Origin of the sequence: Streptomyces sp. NBC_00510 (genome assembly GCA_036013505.1) — a bacterium.
Taxonomy (GTDB): domain Bacteria; phylum Actinomycetota; class Actinomycetes; order Streptomycetales; family Streptomycetaceae; genus Actinacidiphila.
The window spans coordinates 5,001,911-5,028,110 of record CP107851.1 but is presented as its reverse complement, the minus strand read 5'-3'; the positions used below and the strand labels follow the sequence as shown (position 1 = coordinate 5,028,110).

At 70.7% G+C, this 26,200-nt stretch carries 23 protein-coding genes; 12 read left to right on the top strand and 11 right to left on the bottom strand.

The window, feature by feature from the left end; all coding sequences use genetic code 11:
- Nucleotides 1–33 precede the first annotated feature (33 nt).
- Complete coding sequence (locus OG937_22630) at nt 34–2,436, bottom strand: DUF6049 family protein (protein WUD74290.1); 2,403 nt, start codon at nt 2,434–2,436, stop codon at nt 34–36.
- A gap of 160 nt (nt 2,437–2,596) precedes the next feature.
- On the opposite strand from OG937_22630, the gene OG937_22625 reads away from it, so the two are divergent.
- Nucleotides 2,597–4,012, top strand: coding sequence for a CCA tRNA nucleotidyltransferase (locus OG937_22625; protein ID WUD74289.1), 1,416 nt, complete (start codon nt 2,597–2,599; stop codon nt 4,010–4,012).
- Nucleotides 4,013–4,097: 85 nt separating this feature from the next.
- Here OG937_22625 and OG937_22620 read toward each other — a convergent pair whose 3' ends face one another.
- The 4 genes from OG937_22620 to OG937_22605 all read right to left on the bottom strand — a co-directional run bounded on the left by OG937_22620 (nt 4,098) and on the right by OG937_22605 (nt 7,855).
- Complete coding sequence (locus tag OG937_22620; GenBank protein ID WUD74288.1) at nt 4,098–4,577, bottom strand: hypothetical protein; 480 nt, start codon at nt 4,575–4,577, stop codon at nt 4,098–4,100.
- 132 nt (nt 4,578–4,709) lie between these two features.
- On the bottom strand, nt 4,710–5,999 hold the full coding sequence (locus OG937_22615; protein ID WUD74287.1) for an MFS transporter: 1,290 nt from the start codon (nt 5,997–5,999) through the stop codon (nt 4,710–4,712).
- Between the two features lie 99 nt (nt 6,000–6,098).
- Nucleotides 6,099–7,181 carry an inositol-3-phosphate synthase gene (locus OG937_22610; protein WUD74286.1) on the bottom strand — a complete coding sequence of 361 codons (1,083 nt, stop codon included), beginning with the start codon at nt 7,179–7,181 and terminating at the stop codon, nt 6,099–6,101.
- A gap of 23 nt (nt 7,182–7,204) precedes the next feature.
- Nucleotides 7,205–7,855, bottom strand: a complete 651-nt coding sequence (locus OG937_22605; GenBank protein WUD74285.1) for a PadR family transcriptional regulator — start codon at nt 7,853–7,855, stop codon at nt 7,205–7,207.
- Between the two features lie 347 nt (nt 7,856–8,202).
- Between OG937_22605 and OG937_22600 the strand changes: the two genes are divergently transcribed.
- Both OG937_22600 and OG937_22595 read left to right on the top strand, forming a co-directional pair.
- A complete protein-coding gene (locus OG937_22600) occupies nt 8,203–10,911 on the top strand; it encodes a transglycosylase domain-containing protein (protein ID WUD74284.1) in 2,709 nt (902 codons plus the stop codon).
- Nucleotides 10,912–11,051: 140 nt separating this feature from the next.
- The gene (locus tag OG937_22595) at nt 11,052–12,599 is read left to right on the top strand and encodes a glycosyltransferase 87 family protein (protein ID WUD74283.1); all 1,548 of its coding nucleotides are present in this window, start codon (nt 11,052–11,054) and stop codon (nt 12,597–12,599) included.
- A 22-nt stretch (nt 12,600–12,621) separates the two neighbouring features.
- Here OG937_22595 and OG937_22590 read toward each other — a convergent pair whose 3' ends face one another.
- The 3 genes from OG937_22590 to OG937_22580 all read right to left on the bottom strand — a co-directional run bounded on the left by OG937_22590 (nt 12,622) and on the right by OG937_22580 (nt 15,305).
- A complete protein-coding gene (locus OG937_22590) occupies nt 12,622–13,653 on the bottom strand; it encodes an alanine racemase (protein WUD74282.1) in 1,032 nt (343 codons plus the stop codon).
- Nucleotides 13,654–13,704: 51 nt separating this feature from the next.
- Nucleotides 13,705–14,826: a peptidoglycan bridge formation glycyltransferase FemA/FemB family protein gene (locus OG937_22585; protein WUD74281.1), complete on the bottom strand. Its 1,122-nt coding sequence runs from the start codon at nt 14,824–14,826 to the stop codon at nt 13,705–13,707.
- A 143-nt stretch (nt 14,827–14,969) separates the two neighbouring features.
- Complete coding sequence (locus OG937_22580) at nt 14,970–15,305, bottom strand: hypothetical protein (protein ID WUD74280.1); 336 nt, start codon at nt 15,303–15,305, stop codon at nt 14,970–14,972.
- A 291-nt stretch (nt 15,306–15,596) separates the two neighbouring features.
- Between OG937_22580 and rpsF the strand changes: the two genes are divergently transcribed.
- The 4 genes from rpsF (at nt 15,597) to rplI (ending at nt 17,290) form a co-directional block, all read left to right on the top strand.
- Nucleotides 15,597–15,887 (top strand): 30S ribosomal protein S6, encoded by a 291-nt coding sequence (gene rpsF, locus OG937_22575; GenBank protein ID WUD74279.1) that lies wholly within the window; start codon nt 15,597–15,599, stop codon nt 15,885–15,887.
- Between the two features lie 61 nt (nt 15,888–15,948).
- Nucleotides 15,949–16,542 (top strand): single-stranded DNA-binding protein, encoded by a 594-nt coding sequence (locus tag OG937_22570; protein WUD74278.1) that lies wholly within the window; start codon nt 15,949–15,951, stop codon nt 16,540–16,542.
- 44 nt (nt 16,543–16,586) lie between these two features.
- On the top strand, nt 16,587–16,823 hold the full coding sequence (rpsR, locus tag OG937_22565) for a 30S ribosomal protein S18 (protein ID WUD74277.1): 237 nt from the start codon (nt 16,587–16,589) through the stop codon (nt 16,821–16,823).
- Between the two features lie 17 nt (nt 16,824–16,840).
- Nucleotides 16,841–17,290, top strand: coding sequence for a 50S ribosomal protein L9 (gene rplI, locus OG937_22560; protein WUD74276.1), 450 nt, complete (start codon nt 16,841–16,843; stop codon nt 17,288–17,290).
- A gap of 104 nt (nt 17,291–17,394) precedes the next feature.
- On the opposite strand, the gene OG937_22555 is transcribed toward rplI, so the two are convergent.
- Complete coding sequence (locus OG937_22555) at nt 17,395–18,678, bottom strand: MATE family efflux transporter (protein WUD78843.1); 1,284 nt, start codon at nt 18,676–18,678, stop codon at nt 17,395–17,397.
- 497 nt (nt 18,679–19,175) lie between these two features.
- Between OG937_22555 and dnaB the strand changes: the two genes are divergently transcribed.
- Nucleotides 19,176–20,651, top strand: a complete 1,476-nt coding sequence (gene dnaB, locus OG937_22550; GenBank protein ID WUD74275.1) for a replicative DNA helicase — start codon at nt 19,176–19,178, stop codon at nt 20,649–20,651.
- Nucleotides 20,652–20,703: 52 nt separating this feature from the next.
- Here dnaB and OG937_22545 read toward each other — a convergent pair whose 3' ends face one another.
- The gene (locus OG937_22545; GenBank protein WUD74274.1) at nt 20,704–21,567 is read right to left on the bottom strand and encodes a GNAT family N-acetyltransferase; all 864 of its coding nucleotides are present in this window, start codon (nt 21,565–21,567) and stop codon (nt 20,704–20,706) included.
- Between the two features lie 84 nt (nt 21,568–21,651).
- On the opposite strand from OG937_22545, the gene OG937_22540 reads away from it, so the two are divergent.
- The 4 genes from OG937_22540 to OG937_22525 all read left to right on the top strand — a co-directional run bounded on the left by OG937_22540 (nt 21,652) and on the right by OG937_22525 (nt 25,608).
- The gene (locus OG937_22540) at nt 21,652–22,605 is read left to right on the top strand and encodes a LysR family transcriptional regulator (protein ID WUD74273.1); all 954 of its coding nucleotides are present in this window, start codon (nt 21,652–21,654) and stop codon (nt 22,603–22,605) included.
- The gene (locus OG937_22535) at nt 22,566–23,198 is read left to right on the top strand and encodes an HAD family phosphatase (GenBank protein WUD74272.1); all 633 of its coding nucleotides are present in this window, start codon (nt 22,566–22,568) and stop codon (nt 23,196–23,198) included. The genes OG937_22540 and OG937_22535 overlap by 40 nt, the downstream gene beginning before the upstream one ends.
- A 255-nt stretch (nt 23,199–23,453) precedes the next feature.
- Complete coding sequence (locus OG937_22530; protein WUD74271.1) at nt 23,454–24,893, top strand: globin domain-containing protein; 1,440 nt, start codon at nt 23,454–23,456, stop codon at nt 24,891–24,893.
- A gap of 55 nt (nt 24,894–24,948) precedes the next feature.
- Nucleotides 24,949–25,608 (top strand): pyridoxamine 5'-phosphate oxidase family protein, encoded by a 660-nt coding sequence (locus OG937_22525; protein WUD74270.1) that lies wholly within the window; start codon nt 24,949–24,951, stop codon nt 25,606–25,608.
- Nucleotides 25,609–25,641: 33 nt separating this feature from the next.
- Here the strand turns inward: OG937_22525 and OG937_22520 are convergent, their stop codons facing one another.
- Nucleotides 25,642–26,169 carry an NUDIX hydrolase gene (locus tag OG937_22520; protein ID WUD74269.1) on the bottom strand — a complete coding sequence of 176 codons (528 nt, stop codon included), beginning with the start codon at nt 26,167–26,169 and terminating at the stop codon, nt 25,642–25,644.
- Nucleotides 26,170–26,200 lie beyond the last annotated feature (31 nt).

Here is a 26,200-nt window from a genome sequence, read left to right as displayed (position 1 = left end):
CTCTGCCCCACCTCATCGGCCATGGCTCGCTGGCTATCGGTCCACCTTCTCACCCGTCCCGGACGGGTCCGTACTTTCCGGGGAGGTGTCCGGCGCCAGGTCACCCGGCTGCTCGTCCTCGACGCCCTCCCGGTCACCCATGGTGCCCTCTGCGGCGTCGTCCTCGTCCTCGCCCGTGTTCCCGTCCCCGGACGGGTCCGCGTCGTCCCCGGGCGGATCCGTGTCGTCGTCCTCGCCCCCGGCGGCCGCGCGGCGCTTGCGCTGGTGGTACATCCGGACGCCCGCCAGCACGAGCAGCAGGAGCCCGGCGGCGATCACCAGCATGACGGTGGATGTGATCGAGGTGACATCCACCTGGAACGTGATGGGGTAGCCGAACTTCGCGCCGTCCGCCGTGTAGAGCTGGGCGGTGATCGTGTTCAGTCCGTTGCGGGCGGCGGTGCCCTCGAACTTCAGGGAGCGGGTGTGGCCGCCCTCCACGGTCACGGGCTGCGCGTCGCCCGGGTCGAGGCTGTTGCCCTGGCTGGACGTGAGGCGCAGCTCCAGGCCCTGCACGGTCTGGCCGAGCTCGTTCTTCACGGTCACCGGGATGGTGCCGCTGCGGCCCGACAGCGTGAGCGTCCCGGTCTTGGGGAGCAGGTAGACCAGGCTCATCAGGTCGGACAGGTAGTCGAAGATGGCCGTGCGGTAGGCGGCCGACCTCCAGGAGGAGCCGCGCCACTCGGTGGACATCGAGCGCATCAGCGCGTTGCCGAAGGGGGTCCGCACCCGGTCGGGCTTGCTCAGGAGGGCCATGAAGTCGTCGAGCTCGCCCTGGGTCGCCTGGATCTGGCGGAAGGCCGCGGTGCTCAGCTCCTGCTTGCGCAGGCGCTTGGGGTAGGACCCGGTACCGGGCACCGTGCGGTTGGCCTTGGGGTCGGGGGTGGCCTTCGCCGCCGCGGAGAAGGCGATGGTCTCGGCCCAGCCGCCGGCGGCGACCTCCGTGATGGCCTGGGCCATGGCCTGCGCCTGTGAGGCCTTGGCCATGCGCTGCGGGGCGACGACGACGCTGCGCTGCCGGTCGGGCGCCTGCATCGTGATCATGAGCGTCTGGGCCAGGTACTTCTGCACCGCGAGGGTCGAGGTCCCGGCCGACGTCATGTCGCCCTGGAAGGCCTTGGAGAGCCCGGAATCGGCGACCACCGCCGTGGTGCCCCCGCCGATGGGCCGCGCCGAGGTGGGGGTGTACCTGAGGCCGCCGGGCTCGCCGAGGCTGTCGCTGCGGGCGATCACCTTGTCGGCGCCGGCCGAGGTGGCCACGTCGACGATGGAGGGGTCGACGGCGCCCTCCACGGGCCAGGAGACGTCCGTGTCGGGGGTGACCACGCCGTTGAGGACGGTCTCGACCGTCGTGGTCGCGAGCTCCGTGGCGGTCTTGAGGTGGTTCAGGGTGCCCGGGACGCTCTTGCCGTGGTGCGCGATCGAGGCGAGGTCGGGGTCGGCGAAGGGTAGGGCGACGACCTCGTCCCCGGCGACGGCCTCCTTGAGGCTGTTCAGCCAGCGCTTCGCGTCGTCGGTGCCGGTGCCGGACGTGGTGTGGTCGAGATCACCACCGGGCCCCGCGACCTGGTACCGGCGCGTCATCGCGTCGACCGTGGCGAGCAGGTCCGGGTCGATGACCCACGTGACGGGCAGGTCCCGGCCGAGCGCCACCATCTGCTGCAGACGGCCGCCGGGCGCCAGGTCCCCGGCGAGGTCGTCGTTGAGGAAGATCGGGCTCTGCTGGTCGTCGCTCTCGCTGCGCACGGCGAGGTGCGGGCGGTCGATCAGCGGCCACAGGAAGGTGTAGCGGGTCGGCTTGGCGTCCCCGTCCGGGTACCAGGGGAGGAAGGTCCGCTCGATCCCCAGGTACTCGTCGTAGCCGCGGTCCCTGGTCTGCCCGGTCAGGGAGACGCCGAGCTGGTAGACGCCGTCCCGGCCCAGGTCCAGGTCCTTGACCGGGACCTCCAGGGTGAAGCTGCGGCTGATGCCGGACGGCAGGTCGTCGACGGGCACGGTGTGCCCGGGGATCTCCTGGCCGTCGGCCGGGGTGTGGGGCGCGCTGGTGGAGGTGCCGCTGATGGCGCTGCGGCTGCCCAGCGGGCCCTGAGGGGCGATCTCCACGCCCACGTGGGCACCGCTGACGGTGTGCTTGCTCTTGTTCGTGACGGTGCCGGTCACCGTGAGGGTGTCGCCCTTGGCGGGCACGGTGGGGGACAGTGAGTTCACCGACACGTCCACGGCCCGGCCGTCGGAGCTCTCCGCGTACGCCGCGGGGGCCGTACGGGCCTGGACCAGGCCGGCGAACAGGGTGGCGCCCACGAGCAGTGCCGTGGCCCGGCGCAGCCTCGAACGGGCCGGAGTGCCTCCGGGGTGCTGTGCCGCCTCGCCCACGCGCTGGCCGTCCCTCGTCGTCATCGGATGTGCGTCCTGGAATGGTAACGATGCTCGATGACCCAAAGTGCTGTGAGTGGGCCACAAGATCGATACAGTCCGGGGGCGCGGAGGCGTCGGCAAGATCGCGGATGCCGGTAAACCGGTCCGCCGCGGGGCGCATGGCCACGTACCCTTTTCTGTTGTGCCGAATGCCAACAACGCCCCCCAGACCCTGAAGACCGCGCCCGTGATCGCGCCGGTGGCCGAAGAGCTCGGCCGTCGCTTCAAGGACGCCGGATTCCGGCTTGCCCTCGTCGGCGGCTCGGTCCGCGACACCCTGCTCGGCAGGCTCGGCAACGACCTCGACTTCACGACCGACGCCCGGCCCGACCAGGTACTGAAGATCATCCGCGGGTGGGCGGAGGCCGTCTGGGAGGTGGGCATCGCCTTCGGCACGGTCGGATGCCGCAAGTACGGCTACCAGATCGAGGTGACCACCTACCGCTCCGAGGCCTACGACCGCACCTCGCGCAAGCCGGAGGTCTCCTACGGGGAGACCATCGAGGAGGACCTGGTCCGCCGGGACTTCACCGTCAACGCGATGGCGGTCTCCCTGCCGGAAGCGGAGTTCGTCGACCCGTACGGCGGGCTCGGTGACCTCGCCCAGCGCGTGCTGCGCACTCCCGGCACCCCGGAGGAGTCCTTCTCCGACGATCCGCTGCGGATGATGCGCGCCGCGCGCTTCGCCGCCCAGCTGGACTTCGAGGTGGCTCCCGAGGTCGTGACAGCCATGACGGAGATGGCCGACCGCATCGAGATCGTCTCCGCCGAGCGGATCCGGGACGAGCTCAACAAGCTGGTCGTCTCCGACCACCCCCGCAAGGGCCTGCAGTTGCTGGTGGAGACCGGCCTGGCCGCACGGGTCCTCCCGGAGCTGCCGGCGCTGCGCCTGGAGCGTGACGAGCACCACCGCCACAAGGACGTCTACGAGCACACGCTGACCGTCCTGGACCAGGCGATGGCGCTGGAGACGGAGGGGCCGGACCTCGTGCTGCGCCTCGCTGCGCTGCTGCACGACATCGGCAAGCCGCGGACCCGGCGCTTCGAGCCCGACGGGCGGGTCTCCTTCCACCACCACGAAGTGGTCGGCGCCAAGATGACCAAGGGACGGCTGACCAAGCTCAAGTACCCGAACGACACCATCAAGGACGTCGCCCGGCTGGTCGAGCTGCACCTGCGCTTCCACGGCTACGGGACCGGGGAATGGACCGACTCCGCCGTCCGGCGCTACGTCCGGGACGCCGGACCGCTGCTCGACCGGCTGCACAAGCTGACCCGCTCCGACTGCACGACCCGCAACAAGCGCAAGGCGGGGGCCCTGTCGCGCACCTACGACGGGCTCGAGGAGCGCATCGCGCAGCTGAAGGACCAGGAGGAGCTGGACGCGATCCGGCCGGACCTGGACGGCAACCGGATCATGGAGGTCCTGGGCATCCCCCCGGGCCCCCAGGTCGGCAAGGCGTACAACCACCTGCTGGAGCTGCGCCTGGAGAACGGCCCGCTGGGCGAGGAGGCCGCTGTGGCCGCACTGAAGGAGTGGTGGGCCGCGCAGGGCTGAGCGTCACCCCGTCCGGGCCTCGGACGCACCGAGGGGGTCGTGTTTCACGTGAAACACGACCCCCTCGGCCTTAACGGCCGTCCCATCACTTGCTGATGGTCTGCAGGCAGAGCACCACGTTGTTGAAGTCGGTCCCGGACTGGGTGTAGTAGACGTCCGACTCGGTGACGGACTCACACTGCTTCTGGTCGGTCGAGTCGTCGAACTTCTTGACGATCTTGAACTGCGCATCCCCGGAGGAACAGTCGACGTCCACCAGGTCCGGGCTCTTCTCGGTGCCCTTGTTGTGGAGGCAGCTGCCGACCTTCGACGTCTCGGCGTCGGTCTGGTCGAACTGGGAGAAGGCGAACCGCACGCCGATGATGACCACGATGGTGACGATCACGCCGATGATGCCCTTGCCGATGTTCTTGCCGCGCCGCGGCGGGGCGGCAGGTGCCGGGAAGGCGCCGGGCTGACCCTGCGGGGGCGGGAAGGCGCCGGGCTGACCCTGAGGCGGCGGGAAGGCGCCGGGCTGGCCTTGCGGGGCCGGAATGTTGGTGTTGTCGGACGGCGGAGTCGCCATGGTCGTTCCCCTCCCTGGGATGAACCTGTCAGTTCCTGTGAACGCGCGAACGTTACTGGAGGGGTCGGACAGCCCATCCGCCGGGGCGTGTGTTTCACGTGAAACGGGCGGACGCGGGGTGATCTTCGTGTTTCACGTGAAACGACGCGGAGTCCTGGCGGTGCCGACCGCCACCGCCGCGTAGACCACGGAGAGTCCGAGAAGGAGGCCCACGGAGCGGCCGTCCGGCGGGAGGACCAGCGCGCAGATGGCTGCGGCGCCGACGAAGGCGACGTTGAACAGCACGTCGTAGATCGAGAAGATGCGCCCCCGGTAGGCGTCGTCGATCGAGGACTGGACCACCGTGTCGGTGGCGATCTTCGCCCCCTGGGTGGCCAGCCCGAGCACGAAGGCCGCCGCCAGTACCGGCGCCGGCTCGAAGGGGAGGCCCAGTGCGGGGAGCAGGACGGCGGCCGAACCCGCGCAGACGGTGATCCATCCGAAGGTGCCGAAGCGGCCCGTGGCCCAGGGGGTGAGCACGGCCGCCGCGAAGAAGCCCGCACCCGAGACGGCGACCGCCAGCCCGAGCAGCGCCAGTCCGTCCGCCGTTCCACGGCCGGTCCCGTCGGATCCCGCCCAGGCGTAGCGGCAGAGCATCAGCACCGTCACCGTGAGCCCGCCGTAGCAGAAGCGCATCGCCGTCATCGCGGCCAGGGCGCGTGCGGCGCGTGGCCGCCGGCGCAGATGTCCCAAGCCGTGCACCAGACCGCGGAAGGTGCTGAGCAGCGCCTCGCCCACCCGCGGCTGGATACGGGACGGGTCCGGCCCCAGCAGGTCCCGCCCCAGGGTGAGTGCGGCGAGTCCGGCACAGAGGTAGAGGACAGCGCCCAGCACCACGACCAGGACGTCGGAGCGGGTGCCCTCGGCCATCACCAGGTGCACCAGGAAGGCCGCTCCCCCGCCGGCGGTGGCCGCGAGGGTGCCGGCGGTCGGGGACAGCGCGTTCGCCATGACCAGGCGCTCCCCGTCGACGACCCGGGGCAGGGCGGCCGACAGGCCCGCGAGCACGAAGCGGTTGATGCCGGTGACCGAGAGGGCGGACAGGCAGAAGAGCCAGTCCGGGACGCGCAGCAGCATCAGCACGGCGGTGCCGATGGAGAGCGCCGCCCGCAGCAGGTTGCAGTAGAGGAGGACCTGCCGGCGCCGCCAGCGGTCCAGCAGGACGCCCGTGAACGGCCCCAGGAGCGAGTACGGCAGCAGCAGGACCGCCATCGCGGAGGCGATGGCGGCCGGCGAGGTCTGCTTCTCCGGGGAGAAGACCACGTAGGCCGCCAGCGCCACCTGGAAGACCCCGTCGGAGAGCTGGGACAGCAGCCGCACCGTCAGCAGCCGGCGGAAGTCCCGGAAGCGCAGCAGCACACGGAGATCACGGACAACGGGCATGCGCACAGCCTCACATGACGCACAGGCCCCCGGGTGCCATACCCGGGGGCCTGTGCGGTCGCGTCGTACGACGAGTGGTGACGGGGGTTAAGCCGCTGTTCAGCGCTCGACCTCGCCGCGGATGAACTTCTCCACGTTCTCGCGGGCCTCGTCGTCGAAGTACTGCACCGGCGGGGACTTCATGAAGTAGGAGGACGCCGAGAGGATCGGGCCGCCGATGCCGCGGTCCTTGGCGATCTTCGCCGCGCGCAGCGCGTCGATGATGACACCCGCGGAGTTCGGGGAGTCCCAGACCTCGAGCTTGTACTCCAGGTTCAGCGGCACGTCGCCGAAGGCACGGCCCTCGAGACGGACGTACGCCCACTTGCGGTCGTCCAGCCAGGCCACGTAGTCCGAGGGGCCGATGTGGACGTTCTTCTCACCCAGGTCGCGGTCGGGGATCTGGGAGGTGACGGCCTGCGTCTTGGAGATCTTCTTGGACTCCAGGCGCTCGCGCTCGAGCATGTTCTTGAAGTCCATGTTGCCGCCGACGTTCAGCTGCATGGTGCGCTCGACGATGACACCGCGGTCCTCGAAGAGCTTGGTCAGCACGCGGTGCGTGATGGTGGCGCCGACCTGCGACTTGATGTCGTCACCGACGATCGGCACACCGGCCTCGGTGAACTTGTCCGCCCACTCCTTGGTACCGGCGATGAAGACCGGGAGGGCGTTGACGAAGGCGACCTTGGCGTCGATGGCGCACTGCGCGTAGAACTTCGCCGCGTCCTCGGAACCCACGGGCAGGTAGCAGACGAGCACGTCGACCTGGCGGTCCTTGAGGATCTGCACGACGTCCACCGGCTCCTCGGCGGACTCCTCGATGGTCTCGCGGTAGTACTTGCCGAGACCGTCCAGGGTGTGGCCGCGCTGGACGGTCAGGCCCTTCTGCGGCACGTCGCAGATCTTGATGGTGTTGTTCTCGCTGGCACCGATGGCGTCCGCGAGGTCGAGGCCGACCTTCTTCGCGTCCACGTCGAAGGCCGCCACGAACTCGACGTCACGCACGTGGTAGTCGCCGAACTGCACGTGCATGAGGCCGGGCACGCGGGTGCCCGGGTCGGCGTCCTTGTAGTACTCGACACCCTGCACCAGCGAAGCGGCGCAGTTGCCCACGCCAACGATGGCTACGCGAACCGAACCCATTCCGGTTGCTCCCTGTGTAATCGTCACGCGGGTCCCCGGCGCGTGCCGGGTCCGCCGTTTTCCTGTTGGTTGTCCTGCTCGGCATCGGCGGACGGAGCGGCCGGGGGCTGCTTGTCACGCCCCGCCCGCTCGGTCTCGATCAGCTCGTTCAGCCAGCGGACCTCTCGCTCCACCGACTCCATGCCGTGCCGCTGCAGCTCGAGCGTGTAGTCGTCGAGCCGCTCACGGGTACGCGCGAGGGACGCGCGCATCTTCTCCAGGCGCTCCTCGAGGCGGCTGCGCCGCCCCTCGAGGACACGCATCCGTACGTCCCTGGACGTCTGGCCGAAGAAGGCGAAACGAGCCGCGAAGTGCTCGTCCTCCCACGCGTCAGGCCCGGAGTGGGCGAGGAGCTCCTCGAAGTGCTCCTTGCCGGCCGCCGTCAACCGGTACACGATCTTGGCCCGTCGGCCGGCCAGCGGCGCGGCGAGCGGATCGGGGTCAGGGCCGGTCTCCTCGACCAGATAGCCCTGGGTGACCAGTGTCTTGAGGCAGGGGTAGAGGCTGCCGTAGCTGAACGCGCGGAACACACCGAGCGAGGTGTTGAGCCGCTTGCGCAGCTCGTAACCGTGCATCGGGGATTCGCGCAGCAGGCCCAGGACGGCGAACTCGAGGATGCCGGAGCGTTTGCTCATGTCCTCGTTTCCCTCCCGTCCGTGCCTTCGTCGCCTCTTATCTCGCCGTGATGTATCGACTCGATACATCGAGACGATAGAACGAGTTCTCCGGTACGGCAAGACGGCTCACGGTGACCGGCGTCACATCACGAAATCCGTCCACCGTCAACCGCCCGGAATGTGATGAACATCTGGCTAGAACCTCTTTTGACCGTGCGTACTCTGTTCGCCATGCAGAGCACCGGGAACCGTGTGACGCCAGTGAGCGTCCTTGTCCCTGGTGCAGTGCGGTCATCGCACGCCGGGGGGACCGGAAATCAACTGCCGCTTTCAGGCGATTCCGCCTGTCCTAGGAGTAGCTGTTCATGAGCGAGCACCGTCGCAAGCCGCCGCAGTCGCCCGGCGACGGCCGGGCCGCCGCCCGGCGCGGCGCGCAGCAGCCGCCCCCGCCGCCAGGCGGCCGGCGGGCCGCTGGGCCGCCCACGCCGCAGCCGTACGGCACGCACGGAACCGGTTCGGGGCAGGGCCACGGCCCGCGCCAGGGCATGGGACAACCCCCCCGTCAGGGTGCGGGTACGGGCGCGGGGGGCCGCGCGGGTGCGGGAGGCCGGTCCCGCGGGGCCGAGCCGCCGTACCAGGGGCGGGCAGCCGCGCGCCGTGCCGCCCAGGCCACGCAGAAGGGCGGCCGCCGCCGTGGCGCCACGGACGCGCAGGGCGGCCGTGGCGGGGGCCAGCCCCCGAAGAAGCGCATCATCGATTACCCCCGTTGGGGGAAGGACGGATGGCGCCGCTGGATGCCGTCCTGGAAGCTCGCCTCCGGGCTGTGCCTGTTCTTCTTCGGCAGCCTGGTCGCGGTCGCGGGCGTCGGCTACGCGATGGTGGGCATCCCCAACGAGAACGACGCCGCCAAGTCGCAGAACAACGTCTTCTACTGGGCCGACGGCAGCCGCATGGTGGCGACCGGCACGGGTGCCAACCGGCAGAACGTGACGCTCTCCGACATCCCCAAGGCCATGCAGAACGCGGTGATCTCCGCGGAGAACAAGAGCTTCTACGAAGACTCGGGCGTGGACCCCATGGGCGTCGGCCGGGCCCTGTTCAACATGGCGAAGGGCGGTGACGCGCAGGGCGGTTCGACGATCACCCAGCAGTACGTCAAGAACACCTACCTGAGCCAGGACCAGACGGTCAGCCGTAAGTTCAAGGAGCTCTTCATCTCCATAAAGGTGGGGACGAAGCTCGAGAAGCCCGACATCCTGCAGGGCTACCTGAACACCTCGTACTACGGGCGGAGCGCCTACGGCATCCAGGCGGCCGCGCAGACCTACTACGGCGTCGACGCCGACAAGCTCACCCCGAGCCAATGCGCCTTCCTCGCCGCGCTGCTCAAGGGCCCGACGTACTACGACCCGGCCGGTGCCGCGAACATCGACAGCACCGCTACGGCGAAGGCGAACCGGGCCCGCTCCGAGGACCGCTGGAAGTGGATCCTCGGCGAGATGTACAAGGACGGCAAGCTCAACAAGGACGAGTACACCGAGGCCGTCAGCAAGTACCCGATGCCGCAGGGCCTCAAGGCGACCGCCGGCATGAGCGGTCAGATCAGCTACCTGGTCGACACCGCCAAGAGCTACGTTCTGAGTCACTCGGACATCAGCCAGAGCCAGCTGGACAAGGGCGGTTACGAGATCCACACGACCTTCGAGAAGAAGAAGGTCGACTCGCTCAAGAAGGCCGTCGACGAGGTCCGCAAGAAGAACATCAACCCCAAGAAGCGCGAAGCCGACAAGTTCGTACAGTTCGGCGCGGCTTCCGTGGTGCCGGGTGACGGCAGGATCGTCGCCATCTACGGCGGCGAGGGCTACGAGCACGGCCAGTTCAACAACAACGCCAACACCACGGGTGTCCCCGTCGGCTCCACCTGGAAGCCGTTCGTCCTGGCCGCGGCGATGCAGTACGGCACCAACCAGACCGACGGCGTCGGGCTGTCGCCGCAGAGCAAGTACAACGGCAACGACCTGCTCAAGATCAAGGACCATGAAGGCAACTGGGTCCTGAAGAAGGACGGCAGCGTCTTCAAGCAGAAGAACGAGAGCGGATACCCCTGGGGTTACATCTCGCTGCGCAAGGCGATGGAGCAGTCCATCAACACCCCCTTCGTGCAGCTCGGCGAGGACGTCGGGTTGCCCAAGGTGGCCGAGATGGCGAAGAACGCGGGCGTGCTGGATTCGAGCTTCGAGTCCCTGAACGCCTCGTTTTCGATCGGTACGTCCAAGCCGTCCGCCATCCGCATGGCCGACGCCTACGCGACGTTCGCCTCGTCGGGCACGCAGGCCGAGCCCTACTCCGTCACCAAGGTGGTCGCGGACGGCAAGGACGTGCCGGGCTTCGGCAAGCCGAAGATCAAGCGGGACGCGATCGACAGCAACGTCGCCGACAACGTCACCGACGTGCTGCAGAACGTGGTCAAGAACGGCACCGGTCAGAAGGCCCTGGCGGTCGGTCGCACAGTGGCGGGCAAGACGGGTACGACGGACAGCGAGAAGGGAACCAGGTCCGCCTGGTTCGTCGGCTACACCAAGCAGCTGTCGACCTCGGTGGTCCTGTTCCGGGAGAACCCCAAGAAGCCCGGTCTGATCGGCATGGCGGGCACCGCGGGGAAGGACTCCGCGCACGGTGGTGAGATGCCGGCGGAGGTCTGGGCGAAGTACATGACCCAGGCGCTCAAGGGGAAGGACGACAACGGCTTCCCGGATCCCGGGAAGATCGGCGAGGTCAAGGACCAGGTCGGCGCCCCGTCGCCGAGCCCCTCGGTCTCGGCCAGCCCGACCGAGTCGGCGACCACGAATCCGACCCCGACCATCTCGCAGCCGCCGACCACGCCGACCCCGACCGACTCCGGGAACTGCAAGCCCTGGCAGTGGGGTTGCCAGGACGGCGGCGGTGGCAACGACGGTGGAGCCACCGACGGCGGCACGGGCGGGACACCGTCGTCGACCCCGTCGTCCAGTACCACGGGCAAGGGCAACGGAGGCAACGGCAACGGCGGACTCATCGCAGGGCCGGGCGGTTGATCGCCCCGCGTTGGGTAGAGCAGTGATCCGCGGCCGCGGAGGGCAGCACGCCCTCCGCGGCCGCGTGCGTTCCCGCCGGGTGGAGGGCCGCATGGGGATCCGACGCTCCGCACGTGGCGATGTAGGGCAGGATGTGGCCCATGACGATCGTGCGCGAAGACCCCCACCACGAGGCCTCGGAGGCCGAGGCGGTCGTGCCCCCGACCCGCGAGGACCCGGTCGCCGTGGCCGGGAGCGAGGTCATCGGCGGCCCGCTCGGCCGCTTCGCTGCCGTGGGGCGGCGGGGCTGGTGGAACCCCCTGCGCGTGGTCGTGCTGGTCGCGATCGGGATGTTCGCGCTGGGCATGGTGCAGAAGGTGCCGTGCTACGACAGCGGCTGGTTCTACGGGGCGAACGCCCAGTACAGCCACGCCTGCTACTCCGACATCCCGCACCTGTACTACGGCCGGGGCTTCGCCGACGACCTCGTCCCGTACTTCGACCGGATCCCGGACACGGTCTCCGGCGGCATGGGTTACCTGGAGTACCCGGTCCTGACGGGGCTGTTCATGGAGGTCGCCTCCTGGCTCACCCCGCACGGCGGCACGATCCAGCACCGGGAGCAGATCTACTGGCTGGTCAACGCCGGGATGCTGCTGGTCTGCACCGCCGTCATCGCGGTCTGCGTCGCCCGGACCAACCGGCGCCGCCCGTGGGACGCGCTGCTGGTCGCGCTGGCGCCCGCGTTCGCGCTGACCGCGACCATCAACTGGGACCTCTTCGCGGTCGCCCTCGCGGCGGCCGGGATGATGCTGTGGTCGCGCAACCGGCCGCTGGCCGCGGGCATCCTGATCGGGCTGGCGACGGCCGCCAAGCTCTACCCGGTGCTGCTACTGGGGCCGTTGTTCCTGCTGTGCCTGCGGGCCGGGAAGCTGAAGGCCTGGGGCGCGGCGGTGGGCGGTGCCGCGGTGGCCTGGCTCGTGGTGAACCTTCCCGTGATGCTGCTCGCCCGGGACGGCTGGGCGAAGTTCTACACCTTCAGCCAGGAGCGGGGCGTCGACTACGGCTCGGTCTGGCTGATCATCTCCCAGCAGACCGGCAAGTCCATCGACGGGGCGAACTCCTACGCCATCGCGCTCATGCTGCTGTTCTGCGCCGGCATGGCGGGGCTGACCCTCTACGCCCCGCGGCGCCCGCGCTTCGCGCAGCTGGCCTTCCTCGTCGTGGCCGCCTTCATCCTGACCAACAAGGTCTACTCGCCGCAGTACGTGCTGTGGCTGGTGCCCCTCGCGGCGCTCGCCCGGCCGCGCTGGCGGGACTTCCTGATCTGGCAGGCGGCCGAGGTCATGTACTTCCTCGGGATCTGGTCGTACCTGGCGTACACGACGGGCGGCAACAGCAAGGGCCTGCCCCAGGACGGCTACCACCTGGCCATCGCGGCGCACCTGATCGGGACGCTGTACCTGTGCGTGGTCGTCGTCCGCGACATCGTCCTCCCCGAGCGCGACGCGGTCCGCCAGGACGGCTCGGACGACCCCTCGGGGGGCGTGCTGGACGGGGCGGAGGACGCGTTCGTGCTGGGGCGGTCCTCGCACCAGCCGCGGCACGCGGCGCCGCTGCAGGGCGGGCCCGAGGACGGTCACGGCTACGGCGAGGCGCTCCCGGTGCAGTGGGGCGTGGACCCGGCGCCGCCGGCCCCGCCCCACTGAGCGGAGGGGACGCCCGGGGCGCTCAGCGGTCGACGACGCGGTCGAACGTGGTCGTCGTGTGCCGCAGGTGCGCCACCAGCTCGTCCCCGACCGCCGGGGGCGCCACGTCGCCCGGCAGGAAGAGGATCGACACCTGCATGTGCGGGGGCTCGGCGAACCAGCGCTGCTTGCCGGCCCACACGAAGGGCGACAGGTTGCGGTTGATGGTGGCCAGACCGGCCCTCGCGACGCCCTTGGCGCGCGGCATGACGCCGTGCATGGCCTTGGGGGCCTCCAGGCCCACCCCGTGCGACGTACCGCCCGCCACGACGACCAGGTGGCCGTCTTCGGAGGCCTTGTTCTGGCGGTAGCCGAAGCGCTCGCCCTTGGCGATGCGGGTGACGTCCAGGACGGCGCCCCGGTACTCGGTGGCCTCGTGGTCGCCGAGCCACAGCCGGGTGCCGATCCGGGCGCGGAAGCGGGTCTGCGGGAACTGGTTGCGCAGCTGGGTCAGCTCGCCGGCCTTCAGGTGGCTGACGAACATGGTGTGCAGCGGCAGCCGGGCCGCGCGCAGCCGCTCCATCCAGCGGAAGACCTCCTCCACCGCGTCGGAGCCGTCGGTGCGGTCCAGCGGCAGGTGGATGGCGAAGCCCTCCAGGCGGACGTCGTCTATGGCCGAGTGCAGCTTGACCAGGTCGTCCTCGCTGACGCCGTGGCGCCTCATGCTGCTCATGACCTCGATGACCACGCGGGCGCCGACCAGGCCGCGCACGCCCTCCACGGAGGACACGGAGCGGATGGCGCGGTCCGGCAGCGGCACCGGCTCCTCGCCCAGCCGGTACGGGGTCAGCACCAGCAGGTCGCCGCCGAACCAGTCCTTGATCCGGGCGGCCTCGTACGTCGTGCCCACGGCGAGGACGTCCGAGCCGAGCCGGATCGCCTCCTCGGCCAGGCGCTCGTGGCCGAAGCCGTACCCGTTGCCCTTGCAGACGGGGACCAGCCCGGGGAACTGCTCCGCCACGGACTGCTGGTGCGCACGCCAGCGCGCGGTGTCGACGTACAGGGTGAGCGCCATGGCCGGAACGAGGACCTTTCTGCGGTGTCTGCGGTCGGTCGGGCAGGTGGGTCAGCGGCGGGACATGTAGATGTCGAGCGCCTTGTGCAGCAGCTTGTTGAGCGGGAAGTCCCACTCGCCCAGGTATTCGGCAGCCTGCCCGCCGGTGCCCACCTTGAACTGGATGAGACCGAAGAGGTGGTCGCTCTCGTCGAGCGAGTCGCTGATGCCGCGCAGGTCGTACACGCTCGCGCCGAGCGCGTAGGCGTCCCGCAGCATCCGCCACTGCATGGCGTTGCTCGGCCGGACCTCGCGCTTGTGGTTGGCCGAGGCCCCGTACGAGTACCAGACGTGCCGGCCGACGACGAGCATCGTCGCGGCGGCGACCGCCTCGCCCTCGTGCTGGGCGAAGTACAGCCGCATGCGGTTGGGGTCCTCGGAGTTGAGGACCTGCCACATGCGCTGGAAGTAGGACAGGGGCCGCGGGCGGAAGTGGTCGCGCTCGGCGGTGACCTCGTACAGCTGCTGCCACACGGGGAGGTCGTCGTAGCTGCCCTGGACGACCTCGACGCCGGCCTTCTCGGCCTTCTTGATGTTGCGCCGCCACAGCTGGTTGAAGCCCTTCTGGACGTCGTCCAGGCTGCGGTTCTCCAGCGGGACCTGGAAGACGTAGCGGGGCTGCACGTCGCCGAAGCCGGCGCCGCCGTCCTCGCCCTGCTGCCAGCCCATGCGGCGCAGCCGGTCGGCCACCTCGAAGGCGCGGGGCTCGATGAAGGTGGCCTCGACGTCGCGCAGGCGCTTGACGTCCGGGTCGGCGATGCCGGACTTGATGGCGGCCGCGTCCCAGCGGCGGATGACGACCGGCGGGCCCATCTTCACGGAGAACGCGCCTTGCTGCTTCAGGTGCGCCAGCATCGGGCGCAGCCACTCCTCCAGGTTGGGCGCGTACCAGTTGATCACCGGGCCCTCGGGGAGGTAGGCGAGGTAGCGCTTCACCTTGGGCAGCTGCCGGTAGAGCACCAGGCCGGCGCCGACCAGCTCACCGGTCTTGTCGTCGAACCAGCCGAGGTTCTCCGAGCGCCACTCCGTCTTGACGTCCGCCCAGGCGGGAACCTGGCAGTGGCTTGCCGAGGGCAGGCTCTGGATGTACGCCAGGTGCTGTTCCCGACTGATGGTCCTCAGGGTCAAGCTCATGCGGGGCGCTCCCCATCGCTGCGGCTACGGCATTGCTGACTGCATTACTGCGCCGAAGCCTACTGCGAACGGCGAACGCCCCCACGAGGGCTGTGGACAACTCGGTCCGCGGCTTCGCCCGGCGGGGGCCGGGAACGGAGGGGCTAGGACACCACCCCGCCGAAGAGACCGCCGTGGGCCATGCCGATGTAGAAGCCGACCGCGGCCAGCCCCATGCCGATGATGAAGAAGAAGCGCTCGGCCGTGGTGGCGGAGCGGTACTGCCCGACGGCGCCCACGAGGATGCCGACCAGGCCGGCCCAGGAGCTGAGCAGGTGCAGCCCGCTCCAGAACGCCGCGATGGCGGAGATCAGGCCGAGCACGACGGTCGCGACGGCCAGGGTGTTCTCCACCGGGTGGGGTCGGCCGTCCGAGTTGAGGGTGCTGAGGATCCGCTGGTAGAGACGGCTGCCGGTGGTGGGTCGCACTGCCTGTGCCATGGGGCACCTCCGTGATGGAGAGGTGGCGCATCGTAGCGCCGGACACACCCGATGTGTACAGATTGCGGGCTTCCGGGGCCGGATTTCAACCGGAAGCCACGAGGCGGGTAGTGTGTACCGTCTGCACCGGTGTCTGTGCAGGTCCACACGACGGTTCCGAAAGGCCTTCGGGGAGCGATCCCCGGAACGCCGCGGGCGTTGTCGGTGGGCCGCGATACCGTTGCGACGCGATGCAAACCCTCCTGCCACGGAAACGCCGTGGCCGCTGAGTCCAAAGGAGGTGGGTTCCACATGCGTCACTACGAGGTGATGGTCATCCTCGACCCCGATCTCGAGGAGCGTGCTGTCTCCCCGCTGATCGAGAACTTCCTCGGCGTCGTCCGCAATGGCGGCGGCAAGGTCGAGAAGGTCGACACCTGGGGCCGTCGTCGTCTTTCGTACGAGATCAAGAAGAAGCCCGAGGGCATCTACTCGGTCATCGACCTCAACGCCACTCCTGAGGTCGTCAAGGAGCTCGACCGTCAGATGAACCTGAACGAGTCGGTCCTCCGGACCAAGGTCCTCCGTCCCGAGACCCACTGAGCCTGACGGCTCAGGCAGTCGGGAAACCGAGAAGCCAAGCAAAGCCGAGAGGTCACTCACCATGGCAGGCGAGACCGTCATCACGGTCGTCGGCAATCTCGTCGACGACCCCGAGCTGCGCTTCACCCCGTCCGGTGCGGCGGTCGCGAAGTTCCGTGTCGCGTCCACTCCCCGCACCTTCGACCGGCAGACCAACGAGTGGAAGGACGGCGAGAGCCTCTTCCTCACGTGCTCGGTCTGGCGGCAGGCGGCGGAGAACGTGGCCGAGTCGCTCCAGAAGGGCATGCGCGTCATCGTGCAGGGCCGTCTGAAGCAGCGCTCGTACGACGACCGCGAGGGCGTCAAGCGGACGGTCTACGAGCTGGACGTCGACGAGGTCGGCGCCAGCCTGCGCAGCGCGACCGCCAAGATCACCCGGGCCAGCGGCGGCGGCGGTGCCTCGCGCGGCGGCCAGGGCGGTTACGGCGGCGGTGGCGGCCAGGGCGGCGGTGGCGGCGGCTGGGGCGGTGGCCCCGGTGGCGGCCAGGGCGGTGCGCCCGACGCCGACCCGTGGGCGACCGGCGCTCCGGCCGGTGGCGGCCAGGGCGGCGGTGGCGGCGGCTGGGGCGGTGGCTCCGGCAGCGGCGGCGGTTTCTCGGACGAGCCGCCCTTCTAAGGGCGGCGGCGTACCAAACTTCTTGATCACACTGGAGAGAGACAATGGCGAAGCCGCCTGCTCGCAAGCCTAAGAAGAAGGTTTGCGTGTTCTGCAAGGACAAGATCACCTACGTCGACTACAAGGACACGAACCTGCTGCGGAAGTTCATCTCCGACCGCGGCAAGATCCGTGCCCGCCGGGTCACCGGCAACTGCACCCAGCACCAGCGCGACGTCGCCACGGCCGTGAAGAACAGCCGTGAGATGGCGCTGCTGCCCTACACCTCGACCGCTCGCTAAGGAAGGGTGACCGAGCAATGGCGAAGATCATCCTCACCAACGAGGTCAGCGGCCTCGGTGCCGCCGGCGATGTCGTCGAGGTCAAGAGCGGCTACGCCCGCAACTACCTGATCCCGCGCGGCTTCGCGATCGCGTGGACCAAGGGTGGCGAGAAGGACGTCGAGCAGATCCGCCGCGCGCGCCGGATCCGTGAGATCGCGACCGTCGAGCAGGCCAACTCCTTCAAGGCGCAGCTCGAGGGCGTCAAGGTCAAGCTGTCGACCCGCGCGGGCGACGCCGGCCGGCTGTTCGGTTCGGTGACCCCGGCCGACATCGCCGCCGCCGTCAAGGCCGCGGGCGGTCCGGACGTGGACAAGCGCCGGATCGAGATCGGTTCCCCGATCAAGACGCTGGGCTCGCACAAGGTGTCGGTGCGTCTGCACCCCGAGGTCGAGGCCGCTCTCGACGTCGAGGTCGTCGCTTCCTGACACTCGCGCACCGCGTGAACGCCGGGCCCGGAACCGCGAGTTCCGGGCCCGGCGTCGTTCCACGTGCGGGAGGTGTGCGGGAGGCGTACGGGAGGGCCCGCGGGTCAGGCGCGTACGGCGCCGGTGACGGCCCACTTCCCCGAGCGGGCGCGCCAGTGCAGGCCGGCCAGCCGGGTGAGCATCATCAGCCCCATCGCCCACCACAAGGCGGTGAGTCCCCCGCCCAGGGCGGGTACGGCCAGCGCCACGGGGGCGAAGACGGCGAGGGTGACGACCGTCGACCAGGCCAGGTAGGTGCCGTCGCCGGCGCCGATGAGGACCCCGTCCAGCACGAAGACCACGCCGCAGACCGGCTGGGAGAGCGCCGCCACCAGCAGGACGGTCGTCAACTGGGAGCGCACGGCCGGGTCCGGGGTGAACAGCGGGGCGATCAGCGGCCTGGAGACGGCCAGGAGCAGGCCGATCACCACGCCGGAGGCGATGCCCCACTGCACCATGCGGCGGCACGCGGCCCGGGCCCCGGCCACGTCGTCGGAGCCGAGGTAGCGGCCGATGATGGCCTGACCCGCGATGGCGATGGAGTCCAGGGCGAAGGCCGCCAGCGACCAGAGGGCGATGGTGATCTGGTGGGCGGCGACGGAGGCGTCCCCGAGCCGGGCCGCGACCACGGTGGCGAGCAGCAGGACGGCCCGCAGGCTCAGCGTGCGGATCAGCAGGGGCGTCCCGGCCTGGGCGCAGGCGCGGATGCCGGCGGGGTCGGGCCGGAGCGAGGCGCCGTGCCGGCGGGCGCCGCGGACCACGACGACGAGGTAGACGGCCGCCATCGCGTTCTGGGCGATGACGGTGCCCCAGGCGGAGCCGGCGATGCCGAGGCCGGCGCCGTACACCAGCACCACGTTGAGCACGGCGTTCACGGCGAAGCCGCCGACGGCGACGTAGAGCGGGGTACGGGTGTCCTGCAGTCCGCGCAGCACACCGGTGGCCGCGAGGACGACGAGCATCGCGGGGATGCCGAGGGCGCTGATCCGCAGGTAGGTGACGGCGTACGGCGCCGCGGTGCCCGAGGCGCCGAACAGGTCGGCGAGGGCGGGTGCCGCGGGGACGGCGACGGCGACCGCGGCGGCGCTGATGAGGAGGGCGAGCCAGATGCCGTCCATGCCCTGGCGGATCGCCGCGGGCAGGTCGCCCGCGCCGACCCGGCGGGCGACGGCGGCGGTGGTGGCGTAGGCGAGGAAGACGAAGACGCCGACGAGGGTGGTCAGCAGGGCGCCCGCGACACCGAGCCCGGCGAGCTGCGAGGTGCCGAGGTGGCCCACGATCGCGCTGTCGGCCATGAGGAAGAGTGGTTCGGCGACCAGCGCGCCGAAGGCGGGCAGCGCGAGGCCCATGATCTCGCGGTCGTGGCGGCGTACGGCCTGCTGGGGGGAGTGTTCGGCGACCTGGGGCACCCGGCCAGGGTAATCATCCACATGTAAGGGATGCAAGGCAATTCTGCCTCTTACTTCCGGCTGCGCAGGGTGATCTCCTCCGTGCCGTTTGTCGTGATCTTGAGCCGAGCGGGCAAGTTTTTCTTGTCCACAGCGGGTGGATGAAGAAAGCGCAGGTCAACCGCGTGATCATTGGGTGATTGTGTGCTTGTCCACCGCGCTGTCCCCCGCCCTGTACACAGCTGGAGCGGGCTTCTCCACAGGTAGGGGCGGTTCTTCAACAGGTCATCCCCAGCCCCTGTGGATAACCGTCTTGGCTGTGGGCCCCGCGGACCCCTACCGTGGGGCGTCGCCCGACGTGCCACAGGTGTGTCCGGGCGGCTGATTGTCAGAGCCGTGGCGTAGGAAATGGAACACGACGCAGCGGTCCGCGCCGGACGGGAGGAGGTGGCAGGGGGGTGAGCCAGCCCGAACCCGCGGACGACCACTGGGGGAGCGAGCCGCCGTTCCCGCCGGACGGTCCCGGCGACCGCCTGCCCGTCTCCCGCTTCCGCCGGAGGGACGAGCGGGACCGCGACCGCGACCGTGACGACGACCGCGGAGGGGCCGGCTTCGAACGCGTACCCCCGCAGGACCTGGACGCCGAGATGTCGGTGCTCGGCGGCATGCTGCTGTCCAAGGACGCCATCGCCGACGTCGTCGAGGTGCTCAAGGGCGCCGACTTCTACCGGCCCGCCCACGAGACCATCTACGCCGCGATCCTCGACCTCTACGCCCGCGGTGAGCCCGCCGACCCCATCACCGTCGCCGCCGAGCTGACCAAGCGCGGTGAGCTCGTGCGCGTGGGCGGGGCCCCCTACCTGCACAGTCTCGTCAACGCGGTGCCCACCGCCGCCAACGCCGAGTACTACGCGGAGATCGTGCACGAGCGCGCGGTCCTGCGCCGGCTCGTCGAGGCGGGCACGCGCATCACGCAGATGGGGTACGCCGCCGACGGCGACGTCGACGAGATCGTCAACTCCGCGCAGGCCGAGATCTACGCCGTCACCGAGCAGCGCACCAGCGAGGACTACCTCCCGCTCTCCGAGATCATGGAGGGCGCCCTCGACGAGATCGAGGCCATCGGCTCGCGCAGCGGCCAGATGTCCGGGGTGCCCACCGGCTTCGCCGACCTGGACTCCCTCACCAACGGTCTGCACCCGGGCCAGATGATCGTCATCGCCGCCCGTCCCGCGATGGGCAAGTCCACGCTCGCGCTGGACTTCGCCCGTGCCTGCTCGGTCACCAACGGCATGCCCAGCGTCTTCTTCTCCCTCGAAATGGGCCGCAACGAGATCGCGATGCGCCTGCTGTCCGCCGAGGCCCGGGTCGCCCTGCACCACATGCGCTCCGGCAACATGACCGACGACGACTGGACGCGACTGGCCCGCCGCATGCCCGACGTCTCCGCGGCGCCCCTCTACATCGACGACTCGCCGAACCTGTCGATGATGGAGATCCGGGCCAAGTGCCGCCGGCTCAAGCAGCGCAACGACCTCCGCCTGGTCGTCATCGACTACCTCCAGCTGATGCAGGCGGGCGGTTCGCGCCGGCCCGAGAGCCGTCAGCAGGAGGTCTCCGACATGTCCCGTAACCTCAAGCTCCTGGCGAAGGAGCTCGAGGTGCCGGTCATCGCGCTCTCCCAGCTGAACCGTGGCCCCGAACAGCGCACGGACAAGAAGCCCATGGTCAGCGACCTGCGCGAATCGGGCTCCATCGAGCAGGACGCGGACATGGTGATCCTGCTGCACCGCGAGGACGCCTACGAGAAGGAGTCCCCGCGTGCCGGCGAGGCCGACCTGATCGTCGCCAAGCACCGCAACGGCCCCACGGCCACCATCACCGTGGCCTTCCAGGGCCACTACTCGCGCTTCGTGGACATGGCCCAGACCTGAGCCGCCCGGGGCGGGGATCCGCCGTGCGACCTTCGCGCGGCCGGACGGCGGCTCAGCCCAGGGCCACCATCAGCGGTGCGTGGCGGCGGTGTTCGTCGCCGGGCAGGTCACGGTCACCGAGCACCATGAGGGTGTTGGGGAAGACGGGGGCCACGCCGTGCTCCGCGGCCCAGCCGTCGAGACCGCCGGGGGTGCCGGTGCGCAGGTCGAGGCGGACGGGTGTGCCCGCGTCACGGGTGACCGCGGTGATCAGTCGCTTCGCCGCGGCCGTGCTCCCGGCGACGACGGGGCCCACGACCAGGGTGTCCGCGTTGAGCCAGGCCGAGGCGTAACCGGTCAGGACACCGTCCTCCCCGGCGACCAGGAGGCGTTCGGCGAACCGCGGCAGGTCGCGCAGGAGGGGGGAGCGGTCCGCGCCGAACACCTCGGCGTCGAGGGCGAGCAGGGCGGGCAGATCGGCTTCGGTGAAGGGCCGCGGTTGGGCGGCGCCGGGACGGTCGGGGGCGGGCACCAGCGGGGCGAAGCGTCCGCGGTGGGTGACGACGGTGCCGACCGCCCGGAAGCCGAGCTTCTCGTAGAGGGGGCGGCCGCGGTCGGTGGCGTGCAGGGTGACGGTGTCGTCGCCCGCCTCGGCCAGGACGTGGGTCATGATGCGCCGGCCGAGGCCCTGCCCCTCGTACCGGGCCGCGACCAGGACCATGCTGACCGCCGCCAGGCCGCCCGCGTAGCGCGTCAGGACGGTGGTGGCGGCCAGGCCGTCGCCGTCGGGGGCGTCGATGCCGTAACCGGCGCCGTGGGTGAGCAGGAAGCGCCACTTGTGCTCCTCGGCGCCCCAGTCGCGGCTGACGGCCAGCGCGCTGCAGGCGGGGAGGTCGGCGGGGGTGAGGCGGCGCACGGGGGCCGTGGGGGATGTCATGCGGGCAGCGTGCCGTGGCGGCGGCGGGCGACACCCATAGTTTTCCCCTATGGCCATCGGCCGGGGCCTGGCTATCCTCCGGGAGTGACGCTGACCTTGCCCGGCCTGCGGGCGTTCGTGGCGGTGGCGCGTACGGGCTCGTTCTCGGCGGCCGCTCGGCAACTCGACGTACGGCAGCCCACGGTGAGCGAGTCGGTGCGCCGACTGGAGGCCGCCGCGGGGCGGCCGTTGCTGGTGCGGAACCGCGAACGGGCCGAACTGACCGACCTGGGGCGGCGGATCCTGGCCCACGCGGTGGCGGCGGTCGACGCCGCGGACGAACTCGAGGGGCTGCTGGACGGGGCGTCCCGGCCGTTCACCGTGGGCTTCCTGGGGGAGGCGGCGGCCGGCCGCACCCGGGAGCTGCTGGACCTGGTCCAGGCCCGCGCCCCGGGCGACGTGCGGCTGCGGCGCTACGACTTCGACGACCCCTCCTGCGGGCTGCTCGACGGGCATTCCGACCTGGCCATCGTGTGGCCCCCGTTGGACGCCCCGGGACTGGGGATGGTGACCGTCTCCAGCGACCGGCGCTGCGTGGCGCTGCCCGCGACGGACCCGCTGGCCCGCAGGACCGAGGTCGCGCCCGATGAACTGGGCGGCAGGACCTGGGTGGTGCCGCGGACCGGGGACGCGGCCTACGCCGGCTTCCGCCATCCGTCGGCCGTGGGCGTCGCCCACGTGGCCGGGACGGTGCCGTCGGGATCGCTGGAGGAGACGCTCGAACTCGTGGCGGCGGGGCGGGGTTGCGCACTGGCGAGCACGGCGACCGACGAGCACTACGCGCGGTCGAACGTGGTGATCGTGCCGCTGGCCGGGGACGTGCGCTGCACGGTCGCGCTGGCCTGGCGGGCGGCGGACCGCAGGCCCGCGGTCCGCGGGGCGGCGGAGGACGCCGCCCGGCTGTTCGGAGGGACGCCGCCGGGGACCGGCCGGGCGGCGGGTGACGAGGGAGGGACCGCGTGGGACGGCTGCACATCTTCGACATGGACGGGACGCTGATGCACGGCTCCTCGGCGAGCATGGAACTCGCCCGGGAGCTGGGGCTGGTGGCGGAGTTCCGCGAGCTGGAGCACGCGCTCGGGCGGGGTCTGCTGGATTCGCCGGGCTACGCGGAGCGGGCGTACGAGCTGTGGCGGGCGCTCACCCCGGCGCAGGTGGCGACGGCGTTCGAGGGCGCCCCGTGGCTGGCCGGGATACGGGAGGTGTGGGCGGACATCGCCGCCCGCGGGGAGCACTGCGCGGTGGTGTCGCTCTCCCCGGACTTCTTCGTGCGCCGGCTGCTGGAGTGGGGGGCGCACGAGGTGCGGGCGTCGGTCTTCCCGGAGTTCCCGTTCGGCCCGGCGGCGGGACTGGACGTGGCGGGCATCCTGCTGCCGGAGACGAAGGTGACGGCGGCGGACGAGCTGTGCGCCCGCTACGGGGTCAGCCGCGCGGAGTGCGTGGCGTACGGGGACTCGCTGTCGGACACGGCGCTCTTCGCGGCGGTGCCGGTGTCGGTCGCGGTCAACGGGGACCACCACGTGAGCGGGCTGGCCAGCCATGCGTACACGGGGCGCGATTTGCGTGAAGCGTATGCGCTGGTCGTGGGCTGAATACGTGACGATGGAACTGTGGTGATCGTCACGGGAATTGAGTGGCGGTTGTGAAAGCAGTGACTCGGGGTAGGGTCGTCAGGGTTCCGCGGCAGCGGGGCTTCACATTCGGCTGAGCTTAACCGGATCCGTATCGGCGTTTCCCGTACTTCCGGCTATTTGTCCGGGCGGCGTGAAGTCCTGGCAGGCTTTCCGCGCAGGATGTGTGGCCGATGTACGGACACCGACCGGGAGAAGCTCGAGGCGAAGCTGACCATGGACGCTCTGACCACGAACGCGGCCGAACCGGGAAAGGGAGCCGGGGCTGGGTCCTCCGGATGGTTCACGCCGCACACACCCCCTGACGGGCCGAGACCCCACCACGAGGGCGGGGGCGGCGGCGAGCCGAGCCGCCCGGTACGGCCCATAAGGCCGGTGGGCACGGGAGCCGGGCGGAACGCCGACCCCGGCCCGGCGCTGCCGCGGCCCGGCCCCCCGCAGGACGCGCCGGGGCCGCGGCACCACCCGGAGCCGCCGGACCGGCAGCCCCCGCCCCGGGCGGAGGCCCGGCCGCGGTCGCGGCAGCCGAGCGCGGACGCACTGCTCATCCGGCGGACGATGGAGGAGGTCGCGCCCGTAGCCGACAAGACGACGTCGTATTTCTATGCACTTTTGTTCATACGGCATCCGGAGTTGCGCGAACTCTTTCCGGCCGCGATGGACGCGCAGCGCGACCGATTGTTGAAAGCGCTCCTCACCGCCGCGGAGCACATAGACGACGCCGAGATACTCACCGAATACCTGTCCCACCTGGGCCGCGGCCACCGGAAATACGGCACCCGGCCCGAGCACTATCCGGCCGTGGGGGAATGCCTGATCGGGGCGCTGACCCGGTACGCCTCGGCGGTCTGGAACGACGAGGTCGAGGCGGCCTGGGTGCGCGCCTACACGGCGATCTCGCAGATCATGATCGACGCGGCGGCGGCCGACGAGAAGCACGCGCCGCCCTGGTGGCAGGCGGAGATCGTCAGCCACGAACCGCGCACCTCCGACATCGCGGTGCTCAGCGTCCGCCCCGACCAGCCCTACCCCTTCCTCGCGGGCCAGTACACGACGCTGGAGACGCCCTGGTGGCCGCGGGTCTGGCGGCACTACTCCTTCGCCAGCGCCCCCCGCCCGGACGGCCTGCTGGTCTTCCACGTGAAGGCCGTGCCGGCCGGCTGGGTCAGCGGGGCGCTGGTGCACCGCGCGCGGCCCGGCGACGTGCTGCGGCTCGGTCCTCCGGGCGGCTCCATGGTCGTGGACCACAGCACCGACAACGGACTGCTCTGCCTGGGCGGCGGCACCGGCATCGCCCCCATCAAGGCCCTGGTCGAGGACGTCGCCGAGCACGGCCGCCGCCGTGCCATGGACGTCTTCTACGGCGCCCGCAGCGACCACGACCTGTACGACCTGGACACCTTGGTGGGGCTCGCCCGGCGCCACCCCTGGCTCTCGGTGCGCCCCGTGGTCTCCCACGGCCGCGGCGAAGTGGGGCTGCACGGCCCGCTCCCCGAGATCGTGCGGCAGTACGGCCCCTGGCCCGAGTACGACGCGTACCTCAGCGGGCCGCCCGGCATGATCCGCAGCGGCGTCGACACCCTCGTGCGCAGCGGCATGCCCTCCCAGCGCATCCGGCACGACCTGATCGAGGAACTGGTCGCGGCCGGCGACTGAATCCGCTCCGCCCACGCCCCCCCCGGGCCCCCACCACCCCCCACAAGGAGAAACGTTGCCGCAGGAACGTCCCGGAAGCGCGGGAGAGCACCGTGTCCAGGAGGAGATGGGCACGGCCGACCGCGCGGACCGCTTCTACACCGAACAGGTGCTGGACCACCTCAACCCGCTGATGCGGGAGTTCACCGAGCGGCAGGAGATGTTCTTCCTGTCCACGGCGGACGCCCGGGGGGAGTGCGACAGCACCTTCAGGGCCGGCCCGCCCGGCTTCCTGACCGTCCTGGACGAGCGGACCCTGGTCTACCCCGAGTACCGGGGGAACGGCGTGATGGCCTCGCTGGGCAACATGCGCGAGAACCCGCACGTGGGCATCCTGATGCTCGACTTCACCCGGGACCGGATCGGACTGCACGTCAACGGCCGCGCGCGGGCGGTCCCGGACGGCGCGATGCGTGCCCTGCACCCCTCGCTCCCGGTGGACGCGGTGCCCGGCCGCAGGCCTCAGCTGTGGGTACGGGTGAGCGTCGTGGAGGCGTACGTCCACTGCTCGAAGCACATCCCGCGGATGGCGAAGGTGCCCCTGCAGGGCGGCCGGGCCTGGGGCACCGACGACGTGCGGCGCAAGGGCGGCGACCACTTCCGGGCGGCCGCCGACGCCGCGCACTCCCGCACCGCGCGGCCCGGCGGCGCGGGCCCGGGCTGGTTCGGCGTCTGAGGCCGCCCCGGGGCCGGCCGGGTCGCCCCGGGGTCAGCCGAGGTCGGCCGAGAGCAGTCCCAGCACCCCTTCGATGTTGCCGTCCAGGTAGTGCCGCAGGGTCAGCGGAACGATCTCCACGGAGGCGAGCCCGACCCGGCTGAAGGGCACGCGGACCACGTCGTACGTCCCCGAGGGCTCCTCCACCTCGGGGCCGTGCCGCCGCGAGGGGTCCATGGAGGCCAGCCGGCACACGAAGAAGTGCTGCACCTTCACGCCGTGCGAGCCGTCCTCGCCGATGTGCTCGACGGTGTCGACGAAGGCCGGGACGACATCGGTGACCTTGGCGCCGAGCTCCTCGTCCAGCTCTCTGTGGAGCGCCTCGACGATGGTGGCGTCCTCGACCTCGACCCCGCCGCCGGGGGTGATCCAGTACGGGTGGAGCCCGGGCTTGGTGCGCTTGATGAGCACGAGGGAGTCGCCGTCGAGCAGGATGGCACGGGCGGTGCGCTTGACCACCGGCCGGGTGGCCGGGGCGGTCGGTGCACCGGGTGTGGCAGGTGCTTCGATGTCCGGGGGCATGCCTGAGATCTGCCGCGGCGCGGGAGGCGGC

What these genes read in the sequence shown, in the direction of transcription:
- OG937_22630 (WUD74290.1), bottom strand. Translation starts at nt 2,436, where the DNA reads ATGACGACGAGGGACGGCCAGCGCGTGGGCGAGGCGGCACAGCACCCC.
- OG937_22620 (WUD74288.1), bottom strand. Translation starts at nt 4,577, where the DNA reads ATGGCGACTCCGCCGTCCGACAACACCAACATTCCGGCCCCGCAAGGC.
- OG937_22615 (WUD74287.1), bottom strand. Translation starts at nt 5,999, where the DNA reads ATGCCCGTTGTCCGTGATCTCCGTGTGCTGCTGCGCTTCCGGGACTTC.
- OG937_22610 (WUD74286.1), bottom strand. Translation starts at nt 7,181, where the DNA reads ATGGGTTCGGTTCGCGTAGCCATCGTTGGCGTGGGCAACTGCGCCGCT.
- OG937_22605 (WUD74285.1), bottom strand. Translation starts at nt 7,855, where the DNA reads ATGAGCAAACGCTCCGGCATCCTCGAGTTCGCCGTCCTGGGCCTGCTG.
- OG937_22600 (WUD74284.1), top strand. Translation starts at nt 8,203, where the DNA reads ATGAGCGAGCACCGTCGCAAGCCGCCGCAGTCGCCCGGCGACGGCCGG.
- OG937_22595 (WUD74283.1), top strand. Translation starts at nt 11,052, where the DNA reads ATGACGATCGTGCGCGAAGACCCCCACCACGAGGCCTCGGAGGCCGAG.
- OG937_22590 (WUD74282.1), bottom strand. Translation starts at nt 13,653, where the DNA reads ATGGCGCTCACCCTGTACGTCGACACCGCGCGCTGGCGTGCGCACCAG.
- OG937_22585 (WUD74281.1), bottom strand. Translation starts at nt 14,826, where the DNA reads ATGAGCTTGACCCTGAGGACCATCAGTCGGGAACAGCACCTGGCGTAC.
- OG937_22580 (WUD74280.1), bottom strand. Translation starts at nt 15,305, where the DNA reads ATGGCACAGGCAGTGCGACCCACCACCGGCAGCCGTCTCTACCAGCGG.
- rpsF (WUD74279.1), top strand. Translation starts at nt 15,597, where the DNA reads ATGCGTCACTACGAGGTGATGGTCATCCTCGACCCCGATCTCGAGGAG.
- OG937_22570 (WUD74278.1), top strand. Translation starts at nt 15,949, where the DNA reads ATGGCAGGCGAGACCGTCATCACGGTCGTCGGCAATCTCGTCGACGAC.
- rpsR (WUD74277.1), top strand. Translation starts at nt 16,587, where the DNA reads ATGGCGAAGCCGCCTGCTCGCAAGCCTAAGAAGAAGGTTTGCGTGTTC.
- rplI (WUD74276.1), top strand. Translation starts at nt 16,841, where the DNA reads ATGGCGAAGATCATCCTCACCAACGAGGTCAGCGGCCTCGGTGCCGCC.
- OG937_22555 (WUD78843.1), bottom strand. Translation starts at nt 18,678, where the DNA reads ATGGGCCTCGCGCTGCCCGCCTTCGGCGCGCTGGTCGCCGAACCACTC.
- OG937_22545 (WUD74274.1), bottom strand. Translation starts at nt 21,567, where the DNA reads ATGACATCCCCCACGGCCCCCGTGCGCCGCCTCACCCCCGCCGACCTC.
- OG937_22530 (WUD74271.1), top strand. Translation starts at nt 23,454, where the DNA reads ATGGACGCTCTGACCACGAACGCGGCCGAACCGGGAAAGGGAGCCGGG.
- OG937_22520 (WUD74269.1), bottom strand. Translation starts at nt 26,169, where the DNA reads ATGCCCCCGGACATCGAAGCACCTGCCACACCCGGTGCACCGACCGCC.